This window comes from Aeromonas sp. MR19, assembly GCF_963899305.1.
Lineage (GTDB): Bacteria > Pseudomonadota > Gammaproteobacteria > Enterobacterales > Aeromonadaceae > Aeromonas > Aeromonas bestiarum.
The window spans coordinates 114,954-124,643 of record NZ_CAWQWZ010000004.1; the positions used below are offsets into that span (position 1 = coordinate 114,954).

Annotated in this window: 20 protein-coding genes; all 20 read left to right on the forward strand. The window is 52.7% G+C overall.

Annotation, left to right across the window (positions count from 1 at the left end; translation table 11 throughout):
• Positions 1–4 precede the first annotated feature (4 nt).
• The 20 genes from rplP (at position 5) to rplQ (ending at position 9,514) form a co-directional block, all read left to right on the forward strand.
• A complete protein-coding gene (gene rplP / locus AACQ95_RS02685; protein ID WP_005340612.1) occupies positions 5–418 on the forward strand; it encodes a 50S ribosomal protein L16 in 414 nt (137 codons plus the stop codon).
• The gene (gene rpmC, locus AACQ95_RS02690) at positions 418–609 is read left to right on the forward strand and encodes a 50S ribosomal protein L29 (protein WP_005319733.1); all 192 of its coding nucleotides are present in this window, start codon (positions 418–420) and stop codon (positions 607–609) included. The genes rplP and rpmC overlap by 1 nt, the downstream gene beginning before the upstream one ends.
• Positions 609–857: a 30S ribosomal protein S17 gene (rpsQ, locus tag AACQ95_RS02695; RefSeq protein WP_005319730.1), complete on the forward strand. Its 249-nt coding sequence runs from the start codon at positions 609–611 to the stop codon at positions 855–857. The genes rpmC and rpsQ overlap by 1 nt, the downstream gene beginning before the upstream one ends.
• A 147-nt stretch (positions 858–1,004) precedes the next feature.
• Positions 1,005–1,373: a 50S ribosomal protein L14 gene (rplN, locus tag AACQ95_RS02700; protein ID WP_005307975.1), complete on the forward strand. Its 369-nt coding sequence runs from the start codon at positions 1,005–1,007 to the stop codon at positions 1,371–1,373.
• Positions 1,374–1,384: 11 nt separating this feature from the next.
• Positions 1,385–1,702 carry a 50S ribosomal protein L24 gene (rplX, locus tag AACQ95_RS02705; protein ID WP_042033862.1) on the forward strand — a complete coding sequence of 106 codons (318 nt, stop codon included), beginning with the start codon at positions 1,385–1,387 and terminating at the stop codon, positions 1,700–1,702.
• A gap of 13 nt (positions 1,703–1,715) precedes the next feature.
• Positions 1,716–2,255, forward strand: coding sequence for a 50S ribosomal protein L5 (gene rplE / locus AACQ95_RS02710; RefSeq protein ID WP_005319725.1), 540 nt, complete (start codon positions 1,716–1,718; stop codon positions 2,253–2,255).
• Positions 2,256–2,265: 10 nt separating this feature from the next.
• On the forward strand, positions 2,266–2,571 hold the full coding sequence (gene rpsN, locus AACQ95_RS02715; RefSeq protein ID WP_005319722.1) for a 30S ribosomal protein S14: 306 nt from the start codon (positions 2,266–2,268) through the stop codon (positions 2,569–2,571).
• A 19-nt stretch (positions 2,572–2,590) separates the two neighbouring features.
• Positions 2,591–2,983 carry a 30S ribosomal protein S8 gene (gene rpsH, locus AACQ95_RS02720; protein ID WP_005307980.1) on the forward strand — a complete coding sequence of 131 codons (393 nt, stop codon included), beginning with the start codon at positions 2,591–2,593 and terminating at the stop codon, positions 2,981–2,983.
• Between the two features lie 13 nt (positions 2,984–2,996).
• Positions 2,997–3,530, forward strand: a complete 534-nt coding sequence (rplF, locus tag AACQ95_RS02725; protein ID WP_005319720.1) for a 50S ribosomal protein L6 — start codon at positions 2,997–2,999, stop codon at positions 3,528–3,530.
• Between the two features lie 9 nt (positions 3,531–3,539).
• Positions 3,540–3,893: a 50S ribosomal protein L18 gene (rplR, locus tag AACQ95_RS02730; protein WP_005319717.1), complete on the forward strand. Its 354-nt coding sequence runs from the start codon at positions 3,540–3,542 to the stop codon at positions 3,891–3,893.
• 14 nt (positions 3,894–3,907) lie between these two features.
• Positions 3,908–4,408: a 30S ribosomal protein S5 gene (rpsE, locus tag AACQ95_RS02735; RefSeq protein WP_042010196.1), complete on the forward strand. Its 501-nt coding sequence runs from the start codon at positions 3,908–3,910 to the stop codon at positions 4,406–4,408.
• Positions 4,409–4,414: 6 nt separating this feature from the next.
• On the forward strand, positions 4,415–4,594 hold the full coding sequence (rpmD, locus tag AACQ95_RS02740) for a 50S ribosomal protein L30 (RefSeq protein ID WP_005307985.1): 180 nt from the start codon (positions 4,415–4,417) through the stop codon (positions 4,592–4,594).
• Positions 4,595–4,596: 2 nt separating this feature from the next.
• The gene (rplO, locus tag AACQ95_RS02745; protein ID WP_005319708.1) at positions 4,597–5,034 is read left to right on the forward strand and encodes a 50S ribosomal protein L15; all 438 of its coding nucleotides are present in this window, start codon (positions 4,597–4,599) and stop codon (positions 5,032–5,034) included.
• A gap of 8 nt (positions 5,035–5,042) precedes the next feature.
• Positions 5,043–6,371, forward strand: a complete 1,329-nt coding sequence (gene secY / locus AACQ95_RS02750) for a preprotein translocase subunit SecY (protein WP_010672567.1) — start codon at positions 5,043–5,045, stop codon at positions 6,369–6,371.
• 27 nt (positions 6,372–6,398) lie between these two features.
• Positions 6,399–6,512 (forward strand): 50S ribosomal protein L36, encoded by a 114-nt coding sequence (gene rpmJ, locus AACQ95_RS02755; protein WP_005319705.1) that lies wholly within the window; start codon positions 6,399–6,401, stop codon positions 6,510–6,512.
• 139 nt (positions 6,513–6,651) lie between these two features.
• The gene (gene rpsM / locus AACQ95_RS02760) at positions 6,652–7,008 is read left to right on the forward strand and encodes a 30S ribosomal protein S13 (protein WP_005307991.1); all 357 of its coding nucleotides are present in this window, start codon (positions 6,652–6,654) and stop codon (positions 7,006–7,008) included.
• A gap of 14 nt (positions 7,009–7,022) precedes the next feature.
• Positions 7,023–7,412, forward strand: a complete 390-nt coding sequence (rpsK, locus tag AACQ95_RS02765; RefSeq protein ID WP_005319702.1) for a 30S ribosomal protein S11 — start codon at positions 7,023–7,025, stop codon at positions 7,410–7,412.
• Positions 7,413–7,451: 39 nt separating this feature from the next.
• Positions 7,452–8,072 carry a 30S ribosomal protein S4 gene (gene rpsD / locus AACQ95_RS02770; protein WP_005340600.1) on the forward strand — a complete coding sequence of 207 codons (621 nt, stop codon included), beginning with the start codon at positions 7,452–7,454 and terminating at the stop codon, positions 8,070–8,072.
• 25 nt (positions 8,073–8,097) lie between these two features.
• On the forward strand, positions 8,098–9,087 hold the full coding sequence (locus AACQ95_RS02775; protein WP_005307997.1) for a DNA-directed RNA polymerase subunit alpha: 990 nt from the start codon (positions 8,098–8,100) through the stop codon (positions 9,085–9,087).
• Between the two features lie 43 nt (positions 9,088–9,130).
• A complete protein-coding gene (gene rplQ / locus AACQ95_RS02780; protein ID WP_005307999.1) occupies positions 9,131–9,514 on the forward strand; it encodes a 50S ribosomal protein L17 in 384 nt (127 codons plus the stop codon).
• Positions 9,515–9,690 lie beyond the last annotated feature (176 nt).

A 9,690-nucleotide genomic window follows, 5' to 3' on the forward strand; every position in this document is an offset into this window, starting at 1 on the left:
GTAAATGTTGCAACCTAAGCGTACTAAATTCCGCAAGACCCATAAGGGTCGTAACCGCGGTCTGGCCACCTCTGGTAACGAAGTATCCTTCGGTACCTTTGGCCTGAAGGCGACATCTCGTGGCCAACTGACTGCTCGTCAAATCGAAGCAGCCCGTCGTGCCATGACCCGTCACGTTAAGCGTCAAGGTAAGATCTGGATCCGTGTATTCCCGGACAAGCCCATCACCGAAAAGCCCCTCGAAGTTCGTATGGGTAAAGGTAAGGGTAACGTGGAATATTGGGTTTGCCCGATCCAGCCTGGCAAGGTTCTGTACGAGATGGACGGTGTACCTGAGGCTCTGGCGCGTGAAGCGTTTGCCCTGGCCGCAGCTAAGCTGTCTGTTCAGACCACTTTCGTAATTAAGACGGTGATGTGATGAAAGCCCAAGATCTGCGTCAAAAGAGCGTCGATGAACTGAACCAGGAGCTGCTGGGCCTGCTGCGTGAGCAATTCAACATGCGCATGCAAGCGTCCACCGGCCAGCTGGCTCAGACTCACACTCTGAAACAAGTGCGTCGTGACGTCGCACGTATCAAGACTGTACTGACTGAGAAGGCAGGTGCGTAATGACTGACAAGATCCGTACTCTGCAAGGTCGTGTAATTAGCGACAAGATGGAGAAATCCATCACTGTTGCTATCGAGCGCAAGGTAAAGCACCCGATCTACGGTAAGATCATCAAGCGCACTACCAAGCTGCACGTACATGATGAGAACAACGAGTGTAAAGCTGGCGATCTCGTGGAAATCCGCGAGTGCCGCCCGCTGTCCAAGACCAAGTCCTGGACCCTGGTTGCGATCTTAGAAAAGGCCTAATCGGTACTTTTTAGCCCAAACGGCCCCTTAGCGGGGCCGTTTGTTTTTTAGGCTACCTTTTCTAAAAATCCTGTGTTATAGTTTCGCGCCTTTTGAAGGCAGCCAGATCCCGAGAGGGATAAGAAGTAAACAAAGCGGAGCACTAAAATGATCCAGATGCAAAGTATGCTGGGCGTAGCCGACAACTCCGGCGCTCGCAGTGTAATGTGTATTAAGGTTCTGGGTGGCTCGCACCGCCGTTACGCCGGCATCGGCGACATCATCAAAGTTTCCATTAAGGAAGCCATTCCTCGCGGTAAAGTGAAGAAAGGTGATGTGTATAACGCGGTGGTCGTACGCACCCGTAAAGGCGTTCGTCGTCCGGACGGCTCAGTCATCCGTTTCGACAACAATGCGGCTGTGTTGCTTAACAACAACCAACAGCCAATCGGTACTCGTATTTTTGGCCCGGTGACCCGTGAACTCCGTAATGAGAAGTTCATGAAGATTGTGTCCCTGGCACCCGAAGTACTGTAAGGAGTCGAACGATGGCAGCTAAAATCCGTCGCGAAGACGAAGTGATTGTTCTTACCGGCAAAGACAAGGGCAAGCGTGGCAAAGTCACTCAAGTCCTGGTAAGCGAAGGTAAGGTATACGTTGAAGGCATCAACCTGGTGAAGAAACACCAAAAGCCGGTACCCGCACTGGGTCAGGCTGGCGGTATCATCAGCAAAGAAGCCCCAATGGACGTTTCTAACGTAGCGCTGTTCAACTCTGCCGCTGGCAAGGCTGATCGCGTTGGTTTCCGGATTGAAGACGGCAAAAAAGTTCGTTTCTTCAAATCCACCGGCGAACTTGTGAAGTAATTGGAGTTTAACGATGGCGAAACTGCATGATTACTACAAATCCGATGTAGTAAATGAACTGGCCAAACAGTTCGGTTACAAGACTATCATGCAAGTCCCTCGGATCGAGAAAATCACCCTGAACATGGGTGTTGGTGAAGCTATCTCTGACAAAAAGCTGTTGGAAAATGCCGCTGCCGATATGGCTGCCATTTCCGGTCAGAAGCCGCTGATCACCAAAGCTCGCAAATCTGTTGCGGGCTTCAAGATTCGTGAAGGCTACCCGATAGGTTGTAAAGTAACCCTGCGTGGCGAGCGTATGTGGGAGTTCCTGGAACGGCTGATTTGCATCTCCGTACCGCGTATCCGTGACTTCCGTGGCCTGAACGCTAAAGCGTTCGACGGTCGTGGTAACTACTCCATGGGCGTGCGTGAGCAAATCATCTTCCCGGAAATCGACTATGACAAAGTCGATCGCGTTCGTGGTCTGGATATCACCATCACCACTTCCGCGAATACCGATGAAGAAGGCCGTGCTCTGCTGGCTGCCTTTAACTTCCCATTCCGCAAGTAAGGTTAGGGTTATGGCTAAAACATCCATGAAAGCACGTGAAGCAAAGCGTGCGAAGCTGGTAGCCAAGTTCGCGACCAAGCGAACCGAGCTGAAAGCTATCATCGTTGATATGAACGCTTCTGAAGAAGCGCGTTGGGATGCTGTCTTGCAACTGCAACAGCTGCCCCGTGATTCCAGTCCGTCCCGCCAGCGTAACCGTTGCAATATTACTGGTCGTCCGCACGGTTTCCTGCGCAAGTTTGGCCTGTCCCGCATCAAGGTGCGTGAGCATGCCATGAAGGGCGAAATTCCAGGCCTCAAAAAGGCCTCTTGGTAAGAATCTCGGGAGTTAGACTATGAGCATGCAAGATCCGATCGCGGATATGCTGACCCGCATCCGTAACGGTCAGGCGGCGAGCAAAGTTGCGGTTTCCATGCCTTCTTCCAAGCTGAAAGTGGCAATTGCCAAAGTGCTGAAAGAAGAAGGTTACATCGCTGGCTACTCCGTAGCGGGTGATGTGAAGCCTGAACTGGAAATTGAACTGAAATATTTCCAGGGCAAGCCGGTTGTAGAACTGATCCAACGCGTGAGCCGTCCCGGCCTGCGTATTTACAAGCGCACTACTGATCTGCCGAAAGTTATGGGCGGTCTCGGTGTTGCTATCGTGTCCACGTCTAAAGGTGTGATGACCGACCGTGCTGCCCGCAAGGCAAGCATGGGCGGTGAGATCATCTGCTACGTCGCTTAATAGGAGGTCGGAAATGTCTCGCGTTGCTAAGGCACCCGTCACTATCCCTGCTGGCGTAGAGGTGACTCTGAACGGTCAGGAACTGTCCATCAAAGGTGGTAAAGGTTCTCTGGTTCGTTCCATCCACGCCGGTGTAGAAGTGACCAAAGAAGACAATGTACTGAAGTTCGCCCCGCGCGACGGCATCGCTGGTGCTGACGCTCAGGCCGGTACTGCACGTGCATTGGCTAACAACATGGTAATCGGTGTTACCCAAGGCTTCGAGCGTAAGCTGCAGCTGGTTGGTGTAGGTTACAAAGCCTCCATCAAGGGCAATGCTGTCGCGCTGGCCCTGGGCTTCTCTCACCCGGTAGAGCATGCGCTGCCGGCTGGTGTCACCGCTGAATGCCCGACCGCTACAGAGATCGTTCTGCGTGGTGTGGACAAGCAGCTGGTTGGCCAAGTCGCCGCCGATATCCGTTCTTACCGCGCTCCGGAGCCCTACAAGGGCAAGGGTGTACGCTATGCCAACGAGCAAGTGCGTACTAAAGAAGCTAAGAAGAAGTAAGGTAACACTATGGACAAGAAAGCAGCTCGTCTCCGTCGTGCTACTCGTGCTCGGAAGAAGATGCAGGAACTGGGAGCTACCCGTCTGGTTGTTCACCGTACCCCGCGTCATATCTACGCGCAGGTTATCGCAGCCAACGGTTCCGAAGTTCTGGCCTCTGCTTCTACAGTAGAGAAAGCCATCAGTGAAGCGCTTAAATACTCCGGTAATGCTGATGCAGCTACCGCAGTAGGTAAAGCAATCGCTGAGCGTGCTATTGCCAAAGGCGTTCAGAACGTATCTTTCGATCGTTCCGGTTTCAAGTATCACGGTCGTGTAGCCGCTCTGGCTACCGCTGCTCGTGACGCTGGTCTTCAGTTCTAAGCTAGGAGTCGAAGATGGCTAAAGTCGAATCTCAAGCCGGCGAACTGCAAGAAAAGCTGATTGCAGTAAACCGTGTTTCGAAAACTGTTAAAGGTGGTCGTATCATGTCCTTCACCGCGTTGACCGTGGTGGGTGATGGTAACGGCCGTGTAGGTTACGGTTACGGTAAGGCCCGTGAAGTTCCGGCCGCTATTCAAAAAGCGATGGAACAGGCTAAACGTAACCTGAGCAAGGTAGAACTGAACAATGGCACTCTGCACCACCCGGTGCGCGGTGTTCACTCCGGTTCCACCGTGTTCATGAAGCCGGCCTCACAAGGTACTGGTATCATTGCAGGCGGCGCCATGCGTGCTGTTCTGGAAGTTGCTGGTATCCACAACGTGCTGGCCAAGACCTACGGTTCCACCAACCCAATCAACGTTGTTCGCGCAACTGTCGACGCTCTGGTACAGGGTCAATCCCCGGCCCAGATCGCTGCCAAGCGTGGTCTGCGCGTTGAAGAAATTCTGGGGTAATGCGACATGGCTAACACTGTAAAAGTAACTCAAACTCGCAGCTCTATCGGCCGTCTGCCAAAGCACAAGGCGACTCTGCGTGGTCTGGGTCTGCGTCGCATTGGTCACACCGTTGAGCTGGAAGATACTCCCTGCGTACGCGGTATGATCAACCAGGTTTATTACATGGTTAAGGTGGAGGGCTAAGCATGCGTCTGAATACTCTGTCTCCGGCCGCTGGTTCCAAGCCTGAAAAACAACGTCGTGGCCGTGGTATCGGCTCCGGCCTGGGCAAGACTGGTGGTCGTGGTGTGAAAGGTCAAACCTCTCGTTCCGGTGGCGGTAAAGTCCGCGCTGGTTTCGAAGGCGGCCAGATGCCTTTGAAAATCCGTCTGCCGAAGTTCGGTTTCTTCTCTCGCAAATCTTTGGTTTCTGCCGAAGTGCGTCTGAACGAAATCGCCATGGTAGAAGGTGATGTGGTCGATCTGAGCACTCTGAAGCAAGCCGGTGTTGTTACTAAGAACATCGTTTTCGCTAAAGTTGTTCTGTCTGGCAACATTGACCGTGCTGTGACCGTTCGTGGTGTGTCCGTCACCAAAGGTGCACGTGCAGCCATCGAGGCCGCTGGCGGTAAAATCGAGGAATAATCAGTACAATGGCTAAGAAACCAGGATTGGATGTTAAAGCACAGGGTGGTCTGAGTGAACTGAAGAGCCGTCTGCTCTTCGTTCTCGGGGCGATTATCGTTTTCCGTGCAGGCTCTTATGTGCCGATTCCTGGTATTGACGCCGCCGTACTGGCCGAGTTGTTCCAACAACAGAAGGGCACCATCATTGAGATGTTCAACATGTTCAGTGGTGGTGCACTCTCGCGTGCTTCTATTCTTGCGCTGGGGATCATGCCGTACATTTCGGCGTCGATCATTATCCAGCTGCTGACTGTGGTTCACCCCGCTCTTGCTGAACTCAAGAAAGAAGGTGAATCCGGCCGTCGCAAGATTAGCCAATATACCCGTTGGGGCACGCTGGTTTTGGGAACTTTCCAGGCCATTGGTATTGCAACCGGTCTGCCGAATATGATGCAGGGACTCGTGACTCATCCGGGTTTGGGCTTCTATTTCACGGCCGTTGTGAGTCTGGTCACCGGTACCATGTTTTTGATGTGGTTGGGTGAGCAGATTACCGAGCGTGGGATCGGTAATGGTATCTCGTTGATTATTTTCACGGGTATCGTTGCTGGTTTGCCGCATGCCATTGGTGCTACGGCCGAACAGGCACGTCAAGGGGAATTGCACATCCTGCTGTTGTTGTTGCTGGGCTTGATTGTTTTCGCAGTGACTTACTTTGTGGTGTTCGTGGAACGTGGTCAGCGCCGTATCGTCGTTAACTACGCCAAGCGTCAACAAGGCCGCCAGGTATTCGCCGCGCAAAGCACACACCTGCCGTTGAAAGTGAATATGGCCGGTGTGATTCCTGCGATTTTCGCATCCAGCATCATCCTCTTCCCTGGGACCATTACCTCTTGGTTTGGTCAGGGCGAGGGCAAGATCGCTGATATCCTGCAACAGGTCTCTATGGTCCTGCAGCCGGGTCAGCCCTTGTATGAGATGTTGTATGCAGCAGCCATTATCTTCTTCTGTTTCTTCTATACCGCGCTGGTGTTCAACCCCCGCGAGACAGCAGACAACCTGAAGAAGAGTGGAGCCTTTATCCCGGGGATCCGCCCGGGCGAGCAGACAGCACGTTACATCGATAAGGTTATGACTCGCCTGACATTGGCAGGTGCGCTCTATATAACCTTTATCTGTCTGGTACCCCAGTTCTTGATGACTGCCTGGAACGTACAGTTCTACTTCGGTGGCACTTCGCTGCTGATTATCGTGGTAGTTATCATGGACTTCATGGCTCAGGTACAAACCCATATGATGTCTCATCAATATGGCGACGTCCTGAGGAAGGCCAACCTGAAGGGCTACGGCCGCTAAAGGTCGGCGTAGTTACGGAGTTAAGCAATGAAAGTTCGTGCTTCCGTTAAGGCAATCTGCCGTAACTGCAAAATCATCAAGCGTCACGGTGTGGTGCGTGTGATTTGCAGCGAGCCAAAGCATAAACAGCGCCAAGGCTAATTTTTTACGGTTAGTACTTGCAACAAATAGTTGTGCTGGCTAATATAGCCAGCCAACTTTTGTTGTGTATTGGTTGACCGCCACGTATCCGCTCACGGGCTTTGTGGTGGTCGTTATCTACGCTACGTAGGAGTGAACAGTGGCCCGTATCGCTGGCATTAACATTCCTGACCATAAGCATGCAGTCATTGCGTTGACTGCGATTTATGGCGTCGGTCGTACCCGCTCCAAGGCCATCTGTGCCGCAGCCGGTATTGCTGAGAATGTGAAAATTAAAGACTTGGACGAAGCTCAGATCGAAAGTCTGCGCGAGCAAGTAGGTAAATTCACCGTTGAAGGTGACTTGCGTCGTCAGATTTCCATGAACATCAAACGCTTGATGGATCTGGGTTGCTACCGTGGTTTGCGTCACCGTCGTAGCCTGCCTGTTCGTGGTCAACGTACCAAGACCAACGCTCGTACCCGTAAGGGTCCGCGCAAGGCTATCAAGAAGTAACGGGAAGGTAGAAAATGGCTAAAACTCCGACTCGTGCTCGCAAGCGCGTTAAAAAGCAAGTGAGCGACGGTATTGCGCACGTTCATGCATCTTTCAACAACACAATCGTGACCATTACTGACCGTCAGGGCAATGCTCTGTCATGGGCTACCTCCGGTGGTTCAGGTTTCCGTGGTTCCCGTAAGTCCACTCCGTTTGCTGCCCAGGTAGCTGCTGAGCGTGCTGGTGAGATCGCCAAAGAATACGGCGTGAAGAACCTGGAAGTCATGGTCAAAGGTCCGGGTCCCGGTCGTGAGTCTTCCATCCGCGCTCTGAACGCGGCTGGTTTCCGCATCACTAATATTACTGATGTGACTCCGATCCCGCACAACGGTTGTCGTCCTCCCAAGAAGCGCCGCGTATAACGCTGTAGCTACTTGGTCTAGGATTGTTGGAGAAAGAAGATGGCAAGATATATCGGTCCTAAGCTTAAGCTTAGCCGTCGTGAGGGCACCGACCTCTTCCTGAAGTCTGGTGTTCGTGCGATTGATTCTAAGTGCAAGATTGACACCGCCCCTGGTCAGCACGGTGCGCGTAAAGCGCGTCTGTCCGACTACGGTGTTCAGCTGCGCGAGAAACAAAAAGTTCGTCGTATCTACGGCGTATTGGAAAAACAGTTCCGCAACTACTATCGCGATGCTGCCCGTCAAAAGGGTAACACCGGTGAAAACCTGTTGCAGCTGCTGGAAGGTCGTTTGGACAACGTTGTTTACCGTATGGGCTTCGGCGCTACCCGTGCTGAATCTCGTCAGCTGGTGAGCCACAAAGCCATCATGGTAAACGGTCGCGTTGTGAACATTCCTTCTTTCCAGGTTTCCCCTGAGGACGTGATCTGCGTTCGTGAGAAGGCTAAGAAGCAAGCGCGTATCAAAGCTTCCCTGGAAGTTGCTGGTCAGCGTGAGAAGCCGACTTGGGTAGAGGTTGATGCCGCTAAAATGGAAGGTGCTTTCAAGCGTCTGCCAGAGCGTTCCGACCTGTCTGCCGACATTAACGAACAGCTGATCGTCGAGCTTTACTCCAAGTAAAGCTAGCTTCTAAAGAGAGGACACAATGCTGGGTTCTGTAACAGATTTTCTTAAACCGCGGCTAGTTGACATCGAGCAAGTTAGCCCGACTCATGCGAAAGTGACTCTTGAGCCACTCGAGCGTGGCTTTGGTCACACGCTGGGCAACGCCCTGCGTCGTATTTTGCTGTCATCTATGCCCGGTTGTGCAGTTACTGAAGTCGAAATTGACGGGGTACTGCATGAGTACAGCAGCAAAGAAGGTGTACAGGAAGACATTCTTGAAATCCTGCTCAACCTGAAAGGTATCGCTGTAAAGCTGGAAGGCAAGGACGAGGTAACTCTGTCCCTGACCAAGTCTGGAACAGGCCCCGTTACCGCTGGTGATATCACTCACGGTGATGAAGTCGAGATCGTAAACCCGGAGCACGTAATCTGCCACCTGACTGGTGCCAATGCTGAAATCAGCATGCGCCTGAAAGTTCAGCGCGGTCGTGGTTATGTGCCTGCTTCTGCTCGTGTTCACAACGATGATGAAGAGCGTCCGATTGGTCGCCTGCTGCTGGACTCCGCGTTCAGCCCCATCGTTCGTATTGCCTACAATGTTGAGGCAGCACGTGTGGAACAGCGTACCGACTTGGACAAGCTGGTCATCGACATGGAGACCAATGGTACTCTGGATCCTGAAGAAGCCATCCGTCGTTCAGCCACTATTCTGGCCGAACAACTGGAAGCCTTCGTGGATCTGCGCGATGTCAGCGTGCCCGAGAAGAAAGAAGAGAAACCCGAGTTTGATCCGATTCTGCTGCGTCCTGTCGATGATTTGGAGCTGACAGTTCGTTCTGCGAACTGTCTGAAGGCAGAAGCTATCCACTATATTGGTGATCTGGTACAGCGTACCGAAGTTGAGTTGCTTAAGACTCCTAACCTCGGTAAGAAGTCCCTGACTGAGATCAAGGACGTGTTGGCCTCCCGTGGTCTGTCTCTTGGCATGCGCCTCGAGAATTGGCCGCCCGCCAGCATCGCTGACGAGTAATCCAGATTACGGGTTTCACAGATTTAGTTAGAAGGATAAGGTCATGCGCCATCGTTTGAGTGGTCGTCAACTGAACCGGAACAGCAGCCATCGTCAGGCTATGTTCCGCAACATGGCCAGCTCCCTGGTTCGTCATGAGATCATCAAGACGACTCTGCCTAAGGCAAAAGAGCTGCGTCGTGTCGTTGAACCGCTGATCACCCTTGCCAAGACTGATAGCGTTGCTAATCGTCGCCTGGCATTTGCCCGTACTCGCGATAACGCGATTGTGGCTAAGCTGTTCAATGAACTGGGCCCGCGCTACCTGGAGCGCGCCGGCGGTTATACTCGCATTCTGAAATGCGGTTTCCGTGCAGGCGACAACGCCCCTATGGCTTATATTGAGCTGGTAGACCGCCCGGCCGCTGCTGAAGCAGCTGCTGAGTGATAAAGAAAAAGCCGGGCTTGTCCCGGCTTTTCTTTTAATGGATTCTGATACTGCCTCAACTGCCTCAACTGCCTCAACTGCCTCAACTGCCTCAACTGCCTCAACTGCCTCAACTGCCTCAACTGCCTCAACTGCCTCAACTGCCTCAACTGCCTCAACTGCCTCAACTGCCTCAA

Coding starts and splice junctions, on each gene's coding strand:
- rplP (WP_005340612.1), top strand. CDS start 5: ATGTTGCAACCTAAGCGTACTAAATTCCGCAAGACCCATAAGGGTCGT.
- rpmC (WP_005319733.1), top strand. CDS start 418: ATGAAAGCCCAAGATCTGCGTCAAAAGAGCGTCGATGAACTGAACCAG.
- rpsQ (WP_005319730.1), top strand. CDS start 609: ATGACTGACAAGATCCGTACTCTGCAAGGTCGTGTAATTAGCGACAAG.
- rplN (WP_005307975.1), top strand. CDS start 1,005: ATGATCCAGATGCAAAGTATGCTGGGCGTAGCCGACAACTCCGGCGCT.
- rplX (WP_042033862.1), top strand. CDS start 1,385: ATGGCAGCTAAAATCCGTCGCGAAGACGAAGTGATTGTTCTTACCGGC.
- rplE (WP_005319725.1), top strand. CDS start 1,716: ATGGCGAAACTGCATGATTACTACAAATCCGATGTAGTAAATGAACTG.
- rpsN (WP_005319722.1), top strand. CDS start 2,266: ATGGCTAAAACATCCATGAAAGCACGTGAAGCAAAGCGTGCGAAGCTG.
- rpsH (WP_005307980.1), top strand. CDS start 2,591: ATGAGCATGCAAGATCCGATCGCGGATATGCTGACCCGCATCCGTAAC.
- rplF (WP_005319720.1), top strand. CDS start 2,997: ATGTCTCGCGTTGCTAAGGCACCCGTCACTATCCCTGCTGGCGTAGAG.
- rplR (WP_005319717.1), top strand. CDS start 3,540: ATGGACAAGAAAGCAGCTCGTCTCCGTCGTGCTACTCGTGCTCGGAAG.
- rpsE (WP_042010196.1), top strand. CDS start 3,908: ATGGCTAAAGTCGAATCTCAAGCCGGCGAACTGCAAGAAAAGCTGATT.
- rpmD (WP_005307985.1), top strand. CDS start 4,415: ATGGCTAACACTGTAAAAGTAACTCAAACTCGCAGCTCTATCGGCCGT.
- rplO (WP_005319708.1), top strand. CDS start 4,597: ATGCGTCTGAATACTCTGTCTCCGGCCGCTGGTTCCAAGCCTGAAAAA.
- secY (WP_010672567.1), top strand. CDS start 5,043: ATGGCTAAGAAACCAGGATTGGATGTTAAAGCACAGGGTGGTCTGAGT.
- rpmJ (WP_005319705.1), top strand. CDS start 6,399: ATGAAAGTTCGTGCTTCCGTTAAGGCAATCTGCCGTAACTGCAAAATC.
- rpsK (WP_005319702.1), top strand. CDS start 7,023: ATGGCTAAAACTCCGACTCGTGCTCGCAAGCGCGTTAAAAAGCAAGTG.
- rpsD (WP_005340600.1), top strand. CDS start 7,452: ATGGCAAGATATATCGGTCCTAAGCTTAAGCTTAGCCGTCGTGAGGGC.
- AACQ95_RS02775 (WP_005307997.1), top strand. CDS start 8,098: ATGCTGGGTTCTGTAACAGATTTTCTTAAACCGCGGCTAGTTGACATC.
- rplQ (WP_005307999.1), top strand. CDS start 9,131: ATGCGCCATCGTTTGAGTGGTCGTCAACTGAACCGGAACAGCAGCCAT.